Origin of the sequence: Pantoea sp. B270 (genome assembly GCF_018726825.1) — a bacterium.
Lineage (GTDB): Bacteria > Pseudomonadota > Gammaproteobacteria > Enterobacterales > Enterobacteriaceae > Pantoea > Pantoea dispersa.
On the sequence record NZ_JAHCSX010000002.1, the window covers coordinates 269,521 to 283,174 of the forward strand.

13 protein-coding genes are annotated in these 13,654 nt (G+C 60.8%); 8 read left to right on the plus strand and 5 right to left on the minus strand.

The genetic code is table 11. The features are described from left to right. The first annotated feature begins 21 nt into the window (after window positions 1-21). Both KOL70_RS17655 and KOL70_RS17660 read left to right on the plus strand, forming a co-directional pair. Window positions 22-879 (plus strand): AraC family transcriptional regulator, encoded by an 858-nt coding sequence (locus tag KOL70_RS17655; protein WP_058759029.1) that lies wholly within the window; start codon window positions 22-24, stop codon window positions 877-879. A 35-nt stretch (window positions 880-914) separates the two neighbouring features. Beyond that, window positions 915-1,322, plus strand: coding sequence for a DUF2000 family protein (locus tag KOL70_RS17660; RefSeq protein WP_215481210.1), 408 nt, complete (start codon window positions 915-917; stop codon window positions 1,320-1,322). On the opposite strand, the gene KOL70_RS17665 is transcribed toward KOL70_RS17660, so the two are convergent. Further along, window positions 1,297-2,658, minus strand: a complete 1,362-nt coding sequence (locus KOL70_RS17665) for an amidase (protein ID WP_215481211.1) — start codon at window positions 2,656-2,658, stop codon at window positions 1,297-1,299. The two genes, KOL70_RS17660 and KOL70_RS17665, sit on opposite strands and share 26 nt — an antisense overlap. A gap of 3 nt (window positions 2,659-2,661) precedes the next feature. Beyond that, window positions 2,662-3,483, minus strand: a complete 822-nt coding sequence (locus KOL70_RS17670) for an MBL fold metallo-hydrolase (RefSeq protein WP_215481212.1) — start codon at window positions 3,481-3,483, stop codon at window positions 2,662-2,664. Window positions 3,484-3,536: 53 nt separating this feature from the next. On the opposite strand from KOL70_RS17670, the gene KOL70_RS17675 reads away from it, so the two are divergent. Next, window positions 3,537-4,493, plus strand: a complete 957-nt coding sequence (locus KOL70_RS17675) for a LysR family transcriptional regulator (protein WP_254185877.1) — start codon at window positions 3,537-3,539, stop codon at window positions 4,491-4,493. A gap of 5 nt (window positions 4,494-4,498) precedes the next feature. Here KOL70_RS17675 and KOL70_RS17680 read toward each other — a convergent pair whose 3' ends face one another. Then, window positions 4,499-5,191 carry an SDR family NAD(P)-dependent oxidoreductase gene (locus KOL70_RS17680; RefSeq protein ID WP_058759032.1) on the minus strand — a complete coding sequence of 231 codons (693 nt, stop codon included), beginning with the start codon at window positions 5,189-5,191 and terminating at the stop codon, window positions 4,499-4,501. Window positions 5,192-5,322: 131 nt separating this feature from the next. On the opposite strand from KOL70_RS17680, the gene KOL70_RS17685 reads away from it, so the two are divergent. Continuing rightward, complete coding sequence (locus KOL70_RS17685; protein WP_215481213.1) at window positions 5,323-6,225, plus strand: LysR family transcriptional regulator; 903 nt, start codon at window positions 5,323-5,325, stop codon at window positions 6,223-6,225. A 1-nt stretch (window position 6,226) separates the two neighbouring features. Here the strand turns inward: KOL70_RS17685 and KOL70_RS17690 are convergent, their stop codons facing one another. Then, entirely contained in the window at window positions 6,227-7,261 is a 1,035-nt protein-coding gene (locus tag KOL70_RS17690) for a LacI family DNA-binding transcriptional regulator (RefSeq protein ID WP_215481214.1), read from the minus strand. Window positions 7,262-7,478: 217 nt separating this feature from the next. Between KOL70_RS17690 and KOL70_RS17695 the strand changes: the two genes are divergently transcribed. The 4 genes from KOL70_RS17695 (at window position 7,479) to KOL70_RS17710 (ending at window position 12,692) form a co-directional block, all read left to right on the plus strand. After that, on the plus strand, window positions 7,479-8,507 hold the full coding sequence (locus KOL70_RS17695) for an ABC transporter substrate-binding protein (RefSeq protein ID WP_021508948.1): 1,029 nt from the start codon (window positions 7,479-7,481) through the stop codon (window positions 8,505-8,507). A gap of 89 nt (window positions 8,508-8,596) precedes the next feature. Beyond that, entirely contained in the window at window positions 8,597-10,819 is a 2,223-nt protein-coding gene (locus tag KOL70_RS17700) for an iron ABC transporter permease (RefSeq protein WP_215481215.1), read from the plus strand. Further along, window positions 10,816-11,877 carry an ABC transporter ATP-binding protein gene (locus KOL70_RS17705; RefSeq protein WP_021508950.1) on the plus strand — a complete coding sequence of 354 codons (1,062 nt, stop codon included), beginning with the start codon at window positions 10,816-10,818 and terminating at the stop codon, window positions 11,875-11,877. The genes KOL70_RS17700 and KOL70_RS17705 overlap by 4 nt, the downstream gene beginning before the upstream one ends. A 14-nt stretch (window positions 11,878-11,891) precedes the next feature. Continuing rightward, window positions 11,892-12,692, plus strand: coding sequence for an inositol monophosphatase (locus KOL70_RS17710; protein WP_021508951.1), 801 nt, complete (start codon window positions 11,892-11,894; stop codon window positions 12,690-12,692). Window positions 12,693-12,805: 113 nt separating this feature from the next. Here the strand turns inward: KOL70_RS17710 and KOL70_RS17715 are convergent, their stop codons facing one another. Then, on the minus strand, window positions 12,806-13,444 hold the full coding sequence (locus tag KOL70_RS17715) for a LysE family translocator (RefSeq protein WP_141495877.1): 639 nt from the start codon (window positions 13,442-13,444) through the stop codon (window positions 12,806-12,808). Between the last annotated feature and the right edge of the window lie 210 nt (window positions 13,445-13,654).

Here is a 13,654-nt window from a genome sequence, read left to right on the forward strand (position 1 = left end):
GTCAGAGGTCACGAATTCGCTATGTCAGCTACTAACGATTGGGTAGATTTCCGTCGTGATGAGGAGACGGGCATCGAAAGTGTTAACGCGCACTTCTGCGGCCACGCTTACGATCCGCACGACCACGACGAATTGCTGGTCGGCGTGACGCAGCAGGGGCTGCAGCGCTTTAACTGCCACCGCGCGCTGCACACCAGCACGCCGGGCCGCGCTATTCTGATTGAGCCGGGTGCGGTACACGATGGTCACGCGCCCGATGCCGCCGGTTTTACCTATGTGATGCTTTATCTGCCGCAACCCTGGGTGGCGGAGATGATGCAGCGCCGCGGGCTGGGTGATGTGGCGAATATTCAGGGGGCATTTCGCTCCACGCTCACCGATGATGCGCAGCTGGCCAGTGCGATTCAGCAGGCATGGTTTGCGGTGCATCAGCGGGAAGGGCGGCTGGCGCGCGATCAGAGCCTGGATCATCTGCTCACGCTGCTATCCCGGCATCTGGAAAATAAACCCGGCGTGCAGCTCAGTGACGCTCAGCGGCAGATGCATCTGCTGCGTGACTATCTGCACGATTTTATGGCGCAGGATATCGGGCTGGACGATCTGTCGCGCCTGTCCGGCATCGATCGTTTCCGCCTGACGCGCCAGTTTAAGCAGGCGTTTGGTCAGTCGCCGCACGCTTATCTGGTGCGGCTGCGGCTGCGTAGCGCGCGTGCGCTGCTGGCACAGGGCGTTGAGCCAGTGCAGGTTGCAGCGCAGGTGGGCTTTGCCGACCAAAGCCATCTTGGCCGCTGGTTCCAGCGCGCTTATCGTCTGACACCCGCCGCCTATCAGCGCCAGTGCACAAACGTTCTATACCGCTCTCTGCCGGCTATCCGATGATGGGATTTTTAATCCTCACCGGAGAGTTCTGACAGATGTTTGATACCAAAATTGCCCTGATCGTACGCGATGATTTAGCCACCTGGCAGCGCCTGAATGTGGTGGCTTTTCTGGCGACCGGCATTGCGGCGGCCGCGCCGGAGATGATGGGTGGACCTTACGTCGACGCGCTCGGTCGTCAGTACGGCAACATGGCCGGCCAGCCGATGCTGGTGTTTGCCGCCGATTTAGCCGGCCTGCAACGGGCGCATCGCCAGGGCGTAGAGCGTGAGTTAACGCTGATTCCTTACGTCGAAGCGATGTTTTCCACCGGCCACGATGCCGCCAACCGCGCGGTGTTTCTGGCCGAAGACGCCGATAATCTCAACCTGGTGGGCATCGCGCTGCGCGGCCCGAAAAAGGCGGTGGATAAAGCCATCAAAGGGCTGGCGCTGCACGGTTGAACGGCGGGGTCGCCTGTTCAATCTGTTCTGCCGCCATTAACAGCACGTCTTCCCGGTCGCGCAGCGCCAGAAGCTCCAGGCCGATGGGTAACCCCTCCGTACTTAGGCCGACCGGAATGCTGATTGCCGGTGCGCCGGTGACGGCTGAGATCAGCGCGTTGCTGCCAGGCTGCAACTCGCCATGCTTCACCGGGGGATGGCGGACGACCGGATAAGCGAGCAGGTCGATCTGCTGCTGCTGAAAAAACTGCGCCAGTTGCTGATACAGCCTCTGCTGGCGCAGTTGCACCTCGCGATAGCCGTCACTCTGCATGCCGGGATGCTGCGCGCGGGTTTTGACGGTAGCCTCCAACTGGGGATGATAACGCCCTGACGCGGCAATCGCCGCCAGCGTGCGCAGCGGTGCCTGCGGTTTATCCGCCAGCCAGGCGGCCAGCGCGTCGGCAAATTCATAGGCAATAATATTGGCTTCCGTGGCCAGCGTCTCCAGCTGCGGCCAGCTCAGCATGCGCGGCTGAAATGGTGCCACAGCATCCTGCACCGCCTGGTTGATCTCCGTTTCCTCTGCGGCAAATCCTTCCTGCCAGATACCGATGCGCAACGGCCGGTCGGGACGGGAAAAACGCTGGCCCGTGAGTATTTCACTGATCAGCCGCAAATCGGCCGCGTAGCGCACCAGCGGTCCTGGGATATCCTGGGTAGGCGACAGCGGCACGATGCCAGCACTGCTCAGTGCACCGCGCGTCATACGTAAGCCGAACAGGCCATTGAATGCGGCCGGAATGCGCACCGAACCAGCGGTATCACTGCCTATCGCCAGCGGCACGAAGCCTGCGGCCACCGCCACGGCTGAACCGCTGCTTGAACCTCCCGGAGAACGGCCTTGCTGCCAGGCATTATGGGTGAAGCCGCTCAGCGACGACGCGCCGGTGATGCCTGCCGCCAGTTCATGCATGGTGGTTTTGCCGATGAGGATTGCGCCAGCCTGACGCAGAACAGTAACCAGCGGTGCATCCTCGCTGGCAATCACATCGCGGAGCAGCGCCGAACCGGCACTGGTCGGCCAGCCTTTGACTTCAATGTTGTCTTTAATCAGCAGCGGAATACCGGCCAGTGGGCCAACTGGCGCATTCTGCTGCCGTGCGGCATCGCTGGCAGCGGCCGCAGCCAGCGCGTCATCGGCAGACAGCCAGCTGATGGCGTTGTAGCGCGGCTGATCCACGTCAGCAATGCGCTGCAGCGCAAATGTGGTGAGCTGGCGTGCGCTCACCCGGCGCTGGGCCAGCGCCTGTTGCATATCCCCCAGCGACGCGGTGAGGTAATCAGCGTATTGCATGGTTCAGGCCTCCACAGGAATCCATTGCCGCTCTGGCGAAACCCGGCCGCACGAACTGCCGGCAAAGTGTGAGCTGCACCAGAGTGCCTGATGGCTGATGCACCAGTCTATCAGTAACTGACGTGACGTTACGGCGCGTGGTAAATCCTCACAAAAAACTGAGTTCCATTGCGGATGTGCAAACTGAACTGGATGATGCATCACATCACCGCTAAATACCGCGTGGGCACCGGCGCTTTGCAGCACAATTGAAGCGTGATCGACGCTGTGACCCGGCGTCGGCATATAGCGCAGCACACCGGCAAACAGCGGGGAGTGCTGCACATCAATGGTTTCCAGCTGGCCGCTCGCCAGCAGCGGCGCAAGGCTGTCGTGATACAACACCTGCATTGACGGCGTGCTGCGGCACTGTGCCAGTTCACGCGCTGAACAGATGTAACGCGCATGACGAAACATCGGCTGCCAGCGGCCAGCGCGCCAGCAGGTATTCCAGCCGACGTGATCGGTGTGGATATGCGTCATCAGCACCAGCGTCACTTCATCAGGGTCGACGCCCGCTTCGGCCAGACGTTGCGGCCACGCGGTTTGCAGCTGGTGAAACAGCGGCTTGTTATCGCGGTTGCGGCCATTGCCCGTTGCGGTATCAATCACGATGGTGTCGCGAGCGGTGCGCACCAGCCAGCTATGGATGGATATCTCTGCCGGCTGCTGTGCCAGCGTGTCGCTCATCGTCTCGCGGTGTGCCGGAAACAGCGCAGCGAATGGGAGTGAGCTGGTCTGCTCGATCACTTTATCAATGCTGCATTCACCTATGTGCAGGGTCATATTGCCTCCTTAAAGCGTGGTGCCTGTTACTGCAGGTCACTATACTGAGGGCTATGTCATTATTTAAATCGATTAAAATCATGAAAAACATCAATGAAAATGATTTCAGCAAAATCGATCTTAACTTATTGATTGTGCTGCTGGTGATGTATGACGTGCGTAGCGTAACTCAGGCGGCAAACCGGCTTTATCTGGGGCAGCCGGCGGTCAGCGCGGCATTAAAAAGATTGCGGGCAATGTTTGACGATGCGCTGTTCGTGCGTTCCTCGCAAGGCATGACGCCCACGCCGCGCGCAGATCAGCTGGTGCGGCAGATCGCACCGCTGCTGCAGAGCGTCCATCGCGTTATTTTCACTGCCGATCGCTTTGATGCCGCGCACGATAGCCGCAGTTTTACGCTCGGCATGAGCGACTGGCTCGAGCACTGGCTGATGCCCGATTTACTGCTGCAGCTGGCCGACTCGGCCCCGAATATTGATATCCGGGTGGTGGCTGCCGATCCGTGGCAGGCCATTCCGCTGATGGAGCAGCAGCAGGCTGACGTGGTGGTGACCGTCGGAGAGGAAACCAGCCGCGATCTCACGCGGGAGCACATTGCGCGCGCCGGCTTCCGCACGGTATGGCATCGCGGACAAATTGACCTTGCACCACCGCTGACTCTGGCGCAGTTCGTGCAGTATCAGCATGCGCTGGTCTCCTATCGCGGCGTGAGTGAAAGTGCGCTGGACGCCGCGTTAGCCCGCGAGGGGCTGACGCGCCGCGTGCGCTATGTCACGCCGCACTTCTCGGTGTTACCGCTAATGTTGCAGCGTCTGCCGCTGTTCGCGACCGTTCCGCAGGGACTGGTGCAGGCATGGCAACAGCGCTATGCGCTGAGTACGGCGGCGGTGCCGATCGGCATGCCGGATTATGCGCTTTCGCTGCTGTGGCATAACGCCCGGGCCGAAGACCCGGCGCACCGCTGGCTGCGCGCCACGCTGCGTCAGCTGATCGAACGCAAGCTGGCGTGAAATGCTTACCACGGCACTACGCGGCCGAGGTAATCGAGATAGTGCAGGCCGCCGCGTCCGGTCTGGCTTTCCACCGTGTTGAGCAGATTCGGGATGCTCTCCTCAATGCTCAGTCGCGCCCCGGCGCCACCCATGTCGGTGCGCACCCAGCCTGGGGCCAGCAGCAGTAGCGTGCGTGCATCGTCGTGACGCGCGGCAAAGCTGCGCATAAACATATTCAGCGCCGCTTTACTGCCGCGATACACCTCGTAGTTGCCATGGGTGTTGTTGGTGAGACTGCCCTGGCCGGAGGACATCACCGCCAGCGTGCCATGCGCGCTGACGTTGTTTCTGAAGGTTTCCAGCACGCGCAGCGGGCTCAGCGCGTTGGTTACCATTACGCGAATAAACTCTTCCGTCGACACATCGGCAAGGGTTTCGCGATCGTCATTTTTCACGCCGGCGTTGACCAGCAGCAGATCGAACTGCTGGCCGCTTAGCCGCAGATGCAGGGCGTTGACCTCTGCTGGCACGGTGATGTCCACGCTCTCCACCGTCAGCTGCTGCGGGTAGCGCTGCGCCAGCTGTTGCAGCGCGTGAAGGGAGTGCTGGCGGCCGGTCGCCACCACCTGATAGCCACGCTGCAGCATATTCTCCGCCAGCGCGAAGCCGATGCCGCGTGAAGCACCAATCAATAAAGCACGGGAAGCCTTGTTCATGACCCTCTCCTGGTTTTGGGGTGAGTGAAAAGTCTACCCTTGCATGACAACAGGCGGAACGCGCAGCATCTGCATAGATAACCTGCAGCAAACGCCTTGCCAGATGGCGCTCAATCAATAAGGATAATGCGATGAATAGCGTCGATTTGAATTTACTCCCTGCGCTGGACGCGCTGCTCAGTGAAGGCAGCGTAGTGGGCGCTGCGCGTCGTCTGGGGCTGAGCGAGTCAGCGATGAGCCGCACGCTGGGGCGACTGCGTGCTGCCACCGGCGATGCGCTGCTGGTGCGCGCCGGGCGCGTGATGGTGCTGACGCCACACGCCGAAGCGCTGCGCGGCCAGGTGCATGCCACTTTGCAGGACACGCAGGCGCTGCTGAGTCCACCCGCGCAACGCTTTGCTGCCGCCGAGCTGCAGCGCCACTTCACGCTGCGTACCAACGAAGGTTTTGTCGAAGCGTTTGGCAGCGCGCTGATCGCCGCAGTCCGCGCACAGGCGCCCGGCGTGCAGCTGCGCTTCATGCCGAAAGCAGAGAAAAATGATCGACCGCTGCGCAGCGGCGACGTTGATCTGGAGATTGGCGTACTGGGCAATATGGGACCGGAGATTCGGCTGCAGGCGCTGTTTCGCGATCGCTTCGTCGGCGTGGTGCGCGCCGGGCATCCGTTACTCGCGGACGTGACGTTGGCGCAGCTGGCCGCATATGGTCACATCGTGGCGTCAAGGCGCGGTGAGCTGGGCGGGCCGGTGCATGAGGCGCTGCTCGCCGCCGGTTTTACCCGCCAGGTGGCGGCCGTGGTACCCGCTTTTTCCACTGCCGTCGCGCTCACGCTGCACAGCGACTGGCTGGCGCTGGTGCCGCATACGCTGTGCCTGCACCATCCGCTAATCAAAGATAATCCGGCGTTTGCGATGTTTGAATTACCGTTTGCCACGCCAGAGGTGACGGTGTCACAGCTATGGCATCCGCGGCTGGAGCAGGATGCCGCACACCGCTGGTTGCGTGACACGGTACGGCAGGTATGCCGCGCTTAGATCAGCCGCCACGCACCGATCCGCGCCATACCACATCAGCCTGATACAGTAGCATGTCGTGCTGCTGCTCACTCTGCGGCGTAAAACCACTTTCCGCCTGCTCGGTCTGCGTCAGCCAGGCGATGGCGTCGCGGGCAAAGCGCTCCACCGGCTGGGCGAAGGTGGTGAGATTGTAAGATGACCAGCCAGCCTGCGCGATATTGTCGTAGCCAATCAGGCACAAATCCTCCGGTACGCGCAGCTGGAAACGGTGGCGCGCTTCATCCATGAAACCGCAGGCCATCAGGTCGGTGACGCAGAACACTGCGTCCGGGCGCTGATGGCATGTTAGCAGGCGATGCGCCAGAATCTGACCGCTCTCATACGAGGTGGTGCCGAACCGCTCCACGCTGACCGTCAGTCCGGCGCGCTCCGCCACGGCGATAAACGCCGCTTCGCGTTTGATCAGGCTCGGCGTACCGGCCAGCGAATTGGCGAACGCCAGCTGACGGCAGCCGGCGCGCTGAAACGCCATCACCGCCGTTTCGGCCGCCGCCTGCGCGTCGAGGTTGATGCTGAGCGAGCCCGGCAGCGCTTCGTCGCGGTTGATCAGGATGATGCGCTGACCGTGCTGATAGCACTGGCGGGTGATGGTGCGATCCGGCATGCCGGAAAGGATGATGGAGGCGTCGGCGCGAAAATTGATCGCCTGCAGCAGCGCGGCGGAGACGCTGTTGTCGGAACGATCGGTATTAATCAGCATCGCCACTTTGCCCGCTTCCTGTAAAAACTGGGTCAGCCAGCGCACCAGCGTGGCGCGGTAAGGCGTGGCGATTTCAGAGACAATCAGGCAGACGATGCCGCTGCGGTTGCGCACCAGCCCGCGCGCCAGGTGGTTAACGTGATAGCCCAGCTCCTGCGCCGCTTTCATCACCCGGGCACGCGTGGCTGCAGAAACGCTGGCACCGGGCGTAAAGGCGCGCGACACCGCCGAACGCGACACACCCGCGCGATCGGCCACATCCTGTGCGCTCACCCCGGCTTTGTCATTCTGCATCTTCAACTCCTCACAATTACGGCTGAAAAGCAGTCTGCCGTAAATTGCAAAGCTGTGCAATTTGTCTGCGATCACATTTGTTGCATTTTTGTGACACAGCCTGTCAATTGCAGATTGCGCTATTTGACAGGCTATTTTCTGTTCATTACTAATTTGCACACACGTGCAAATAAAAACCTCTGTTAAGCACGGAACCCTGCCAACCAAGGAGAACATCATGCGCTACACCTCACTGGCCATCGCGCTGTCCCTCAGTTGTACTGCGCTGCCGTTTGCCGCGACGGCCGCTGGCAATCTCAATATGGTCTGCTCGGCGGACGTGGTGGTGTGCGAACACATGACGCGCATTTTCAGCCAGGCACATCCGGATATTAAAGTCAGCATGGTGCGCCTGTCAGCGGGTGAAGCCTATGCCCGCCTGCGCAGCGAAGCGCGTAACCCGCGCACCGACATCTGGTGGGCCGGCACCGGCGATCCGCATATGCAGGCGGCGGAAGAGGGGCTGACGCAGCCGTATAAATCGCCGCTGCTCGACCAGCAGCAGGACTGGGCGCAGAAGCAGGCGGAAAACTCAGGTTACCGTACGGTAGGGATTTATGCCGGTGCGCTCGGCTGGGGCTACAACACCAAACTGCTGGCGGATAAAAAGCTCAAAGCGCCAGCCTGCTGGGCTGATTTGCTCGATCCGGCCTTCAAAGGCGAAATTCAGATTGCCAATCCGAACTCGTCTGGCACCGCCTATAACACCCTGGCGACGCTGGTGCAGATCATGGGCGAGGACAAAGCGTTCGATTACCTGAAAAAGCTCAACGCCAACATTTCCCAGTACACCAAATCCGGCTCGGCACCGGTGAAGGCGGCGGCGCGCGGCGAAACCACCGTGGGCATCGTGTTTATGCACGACGCGGTGGCGATGGAAGTCGACGGCTTCCCGATCAAAACCGTCGCGCCCTGTGAAGGCACTGGCTATGAGATTGGCTCAATGTCGATCGTCAAAGGGGCACGCAATCTGGCCAATGCCAAAGTGTGGTACGACTGGGCGCTTAGCGCCGAAGCGCAGTCGCACATGAAAGAGGCCAAATCCTTCCAGCTGCCGTCAAACCGCAACGCAGAGATCTCCGAATACGCGCCGCGCTTCGAGAACATCAAACTGATCGATTATGACTTCAAAACCTACGGCGATTCCGCCAAACGTAAAGCGCTGCTGAGCCGCTGGGATAAAGAGATCGGCGCCAGCGCGCAGTAATGCCGCATCGCCGGACGCTGCCGCTGACGGCGGCTTGCCGGTTCCGACAGCGCTAAGGATGGCGCGATGATCCCGCATTGAGGTAACACATGAACGCAAATAATCGCCGTCTGACAGGCGCGCTGCTGCTGGGCGCCGTCGCGCTGTTGCTGCTGCCGTGGTACAGCCTGGAAGCAGGCTTTTTCGATAGCGGCTGGCTGCTTAACCTGTGGCGTGATGAAGCCAGCGCGCCGGCGCTGTGGCAGATCGGCAGCCATCCATGGCTGGCGCTCGCCGTGGCGCTGCTGGCGCTTTGCGCCGCCTGCGGTTTACTGCCCGGCAGCGCGCGCAGCCGGTTGCTGCTGCTGTTCAGCGCGCTGGGCGTGATCTTCCTGATTGTGGAAGGGCACGCGGTTGGCTACAGCGGCTGGAGCTGGCTGTGGCTGGAAAATCGCTTCGGCGCGCTGCCGCAGGGACAGCCAGCGATGGGCGCTGGCGCGCTTCTGCTGCTGACCGTGTTTTTGCTGCTGTTCTCGTTTGCGCTGGCCGAACGCGGCGTGCTGAAAGGCGATGCCTTTGTGGTGGCGTCGCTGGTGCTGCTGACTGCGCTGGTCAGCATCTTCGTACTCTATCCGGTGCTCAGCATGTTTGTGGTGTCGGTGCAGGACGTTGACGGCAGTTTCAAACCGGACGGTTTGATCAGCAATCTGCAGGATCCGTCAATCTGGAGCCTTGCCTGTCTGAAAGGCGGCACCTGCGGCACCGCGTGGCGCACGCTGTGGCTGGCGCTGATGACCGCCAGTGGTTCGACGCTGCTGGGTCTGGCCTTTGCCCTGGCGGCCACGCGCACGCCGCTGCCCTGCAAGAAAGCGCTGCGCATGCTGACCATTCTGCCAATCATCACGCCACCGTTCGTGATTGGTCTGGCGCTGATTTTGCTGTTCGGTCGCTCGGGCGTAGTGACGGAGCATCTGGCGGCGCTGTTTGGCATCGAGCCCGGCCGCTGGCTATATGGCCTGACCGGTATCTGGATTGCCCAGGTGCTGTCGTTCACGCCGATTGCCTTTCTGGTGCTGATTGGCGTGGTGGAGGGCGTCAGTCCGTCGCTGGAAGAGGCGTCGCAAACGCTGCGCGCTAACCGCTGGCGCACCTTCAGCCGCGTTTCGCTGCCACTGATGGCGCCAGGTCTGGCTAATGCCTTTTTAATCAGCTTCATCGAAAGCATGGCCGATTTTGGTAATCCGATGGTGCTGGGCGGCAGTCACGGCGTGCTCTCTACCGAAATTTTCTTCTCGGTGGTAGGCGCGCAAAACGATCCGAGTCGCGCCGCGGTGCTGGCGATGATTTTGCTGTGCTTCACGCTGGCCGCCTTTGTGCTGCAGCGGCTGTGGCTGGGTGGCAAAAACTTCGCCACGGTGACCGGCAAGGGCGACGGCGGCAAACATGGTCAGCTGCCGCGTCTGCTGCGCTACGGCGTGTACGGCATGGTGATTCCGTGGGGTCTGTTTACCCTGGTGATCTACGGCATGATTGTGGTGGGCGGCTTTGTGCAGTCGTGGGGCCTGAACGATGCGCTGACCATCGAACACTACGTGCGCGCTTTCCGCGTCAGCGTCAGTGACGGTCATCTGCTGTGGAGCGGCGTGGCGTGGAACTCGTTCTGGACCACGCTGGAAATAGCCCTGATTGCCGCACCGCTCACCGCCGTGGTGGGCCTGCTGACCGCCTGGCTCATCGTGCGGCAGAAATTTGCCGGTCGTCAGACGTTTGAGTTCCTGCTGATGCTGAGCTTTGCCATTCCCGGCACGGTGATCGGCGTCAGTTATGTGATGGCCTATAACCTGCCGCCGCTGGAGATTACCGGCACGGCAATGATCCTGATTGCCTGCTTTGTGTTCCGCAATATGCCAGTCGGCGTGCGCGGCGGTATCGCGGCGATGAGCCAGCTGGATAAAAGCCTTGATGAAGCGTCACTGACGCTGGGCGCCAGCAGTTTCCGCACGCTGCGCAAAGTGGTGCTGCCACTGCTGAAACCGGCGATCAGCGCGGCGCTGGTGTATGCCTTTGTCCGCGCCATTACCTCGATCAGCGCGGTGATCTTCCTTGTCAGCGCCCAGTACAACATGGCGACGTCCTACATCGTCGGGCTGGTAGAGAATGGCGAATACGGCGTCGCCATTGCTTATTCGACAGTACTGATTGTGGTGATGCTGCTGATCATTGGCGTGTTCCAGTGGCTGGTGGGCGAACGTCGCCTGCGCCGCGTGGCGCGCCCGGTGGACGTCGCCGCGCCACCTGCTTCCCCTTCGTTAACTCAGGAGAGTGCCGTATGACCGCGATTACTGCTGGTTCCGTGGTGTTTGAACACGTCGAAAAACGCTTTGCCGGTTTTACCGCGCTGCCGGATTTATCGCTGACGGTGGAGCCGGGTACGCTGGTGACACTACTGGGGCCTTCCGGCTGCGGCAAAACCACCACGCTGCGCCTGCTGGCCGGCCTGGAGCATCCGACTTCGGGGCGCATTTTGATTGGTGGTAAAGACGTGACGCATCTGCCAGCCAACGAGCGCGACGTGGCGATGGTGTTTCAATCCTACGCGCTGTTTCCGCACATGAGTGCGCTCGACAACATCATGTACGGCCTGCAATCGTCCGGCATGAGCAAAAAGGAAGCGCAGGATCGTGCGCGCGAAGGGCTGAAACTGGTCGGGCTGGAGAGTCAGGGGCAGCGGCTGCCGTCCGAACTTTCCGGTGGGCAGCAGCAGCGCATTGCGGTGGCGCGCGCGCTGGTGCTGGAGCCGCAGGTACTGCTGCTGGATGAGCCGCTCTCCAATCTCGACGAGCGCCTGCGCCGCCGGGTGCGCACCGATATTCGTGATTTGCAGCAGCGGCTGGGCTTCACGGCGGTGTATGTCACGCACGACCAGGAAGAGGCGCTGGCGGTGTCGGATAAAATTATTGTCATGAAAGAGGGCGATATTGCTCAGCAGGGCGCGCCGGAAAGCCTGTATCACGCGCCCAATTCGGTGTTCATCGCTGACTTTATGGGCGAAGCCAATATTCTGCCGTGCGAAGTCGAACAGGTAGAAGGCAGCGAAGCGCTGGTGCGACTCGGCAGGCAGCGCTATCGCGTGCGCGGTAACGGCGTCGCGACCGGCTCCGCGCAGCTGTCGGTCAGACCGCAGTTCATTACCCTGCACAGCGGTGCTGAAGGCGCACTGCGCGGCGAGGTGACACACGCCACCTGGCTGGGCGATCACATCGAATACGAGGTCAACACGGAACTGGGCTCGCTGTTTATCGTCGATGCGCAGATGGAGCAGCAGCTGCCGCTGGCCGCACGGGTGGCGATTGATTTTAAACCTCAGGGTCTGGCCCTGATTGCCGGTTAATTTAAGGATAACGCATGAGTGATACGAAAAATGACGCGCTGCAATCGCGTCTGCTGCTGGCCGAACGCGTCGCGCGGGCGGGCGGGGAGAAGGCGCTGGCCTACTTCAATCAGCGTGACACGCTGGTGGTCGAAACCAAGCACGACCTGCAGGATGTGGTATCACGAGCTGACCGCGAGGTGGAGCAGATGATCGACCAGCAGATTCGCGCCAGCTTCCCGGACGACGGTTTTCTTGGCGAGGAGTACGGCCTGCAGCCGGGCACGTCAGGCTATACCTGGGTGGTCGATCCGATTGACGGCACCAGCCCGTTCCTCAACGGTATGCCAAACTGGTGTGTTTCCGTTGCAGTGCTGCATGACGGCGTACCGGTGATTGGCGTGATCTTTGCGCCGACCTATCAGGAGTGCTACGTCGCCGCGCTCGGCCAGGGCGCAACGCTGAATGGCCGCCGTTTACAGGTAGATCCGTCACGTACGCTGCAAAATCACGTGACCGGCTTTGGCGCTAATAGCTATGTCAGCCCGGAAGAGGTGGGCCGCCTGCTGGCGTCGCTGCTGGCAGCGGGGGGCAACTTTATCCGTATCGGATCTGGTGCGCTGATGCTGGCGTGGGTGGCAGCCGGACGCGTGGTGGGCTATTTCGAACCCTACATGCACGCGTGGGATTGCCTGGCCGGTTACTGTCTGGTGAAAGAGGCCGGCGGCTGGTATCACCCGTTTAACACCGAGGGCGACCGGCTGTTAAAAGGCGCGCAGGTGCTGGCGGTGGCGCCGGGCGCGCAGGCGGAGCTGAGGCGGATTGCCGGCGTTTAAGTGGTGCATTTCGCTGCCGCGCGACGTTTTCCGGGTCGCCATCCATGGCGACCTTACAACGCTTGCGCTGTCGTAACTGGATAATCGCTGATTTTTAACGATTACGTGGTGACTTAAACCGCCACGAACTCGCGGTATCCCGACCAAATCACATACACCGCGAAATAACAGAAAATCAGCGCTGAGGCGAGATACGAATATTTCAGCAGGCGCTCGCCTAATAGCTTTCCGCCCATGCTGCCGATCAGGCAGATCACACAGGTCCACACCACCCCGGCGAGGAAAAAACCGCTGAGAAACCATGAGGTTGCAGCGGCATCACTGTGGCCGATGCGGGCTATCAGCGCGCCGCCCACGCTGGCGAACCACAGAATCGCCGTCGGTGACGACATCGCCAGCACGATGCCGCGCCGAAATTCGCGCAGCAGTGAACGATAAGGCTGGGTTTCAGCCGTGGGAATATCGATTTTTTTGGCCAGCGCGGCGTAAAGCATTTTAGCGGCAAACCACAGCAGCAAGATGCCGCCGCCAATCCATAGCAACCAGCGCACCGGCGTAAACTGCAGTACCACCGCCATGCCAGCCATCGCCAGCAAGGCGTAAATTAAATCGCCCACGCAGGTGCCCATGCCCAGCCAGAAACCGTGCAGATAACCGCGCTGCATCGCCAGCGTCAGCATGGCGATGTTGGCGAGTCCGATATCAAGACACAGCGATAAACTCAATAAAAAACCATTAGAAAACGGCAGCATAACGTCGTGACCATCCCTGAGTTCGGTAAAGGAAAGATTAAAGCATGCGTGCCGGGGCTTTTTACACTGCTTCCTGCCATCCATAACCAAACGCTATGACCTATTAGCAAAGGCACAATTAAATAAACCGATTTGTGAAGCCGATCGGCCTGCGCAGCTTTGCGCGCAGGGAATGCCACTATAGTCGTTAACGAGACGTTAACAACGTCC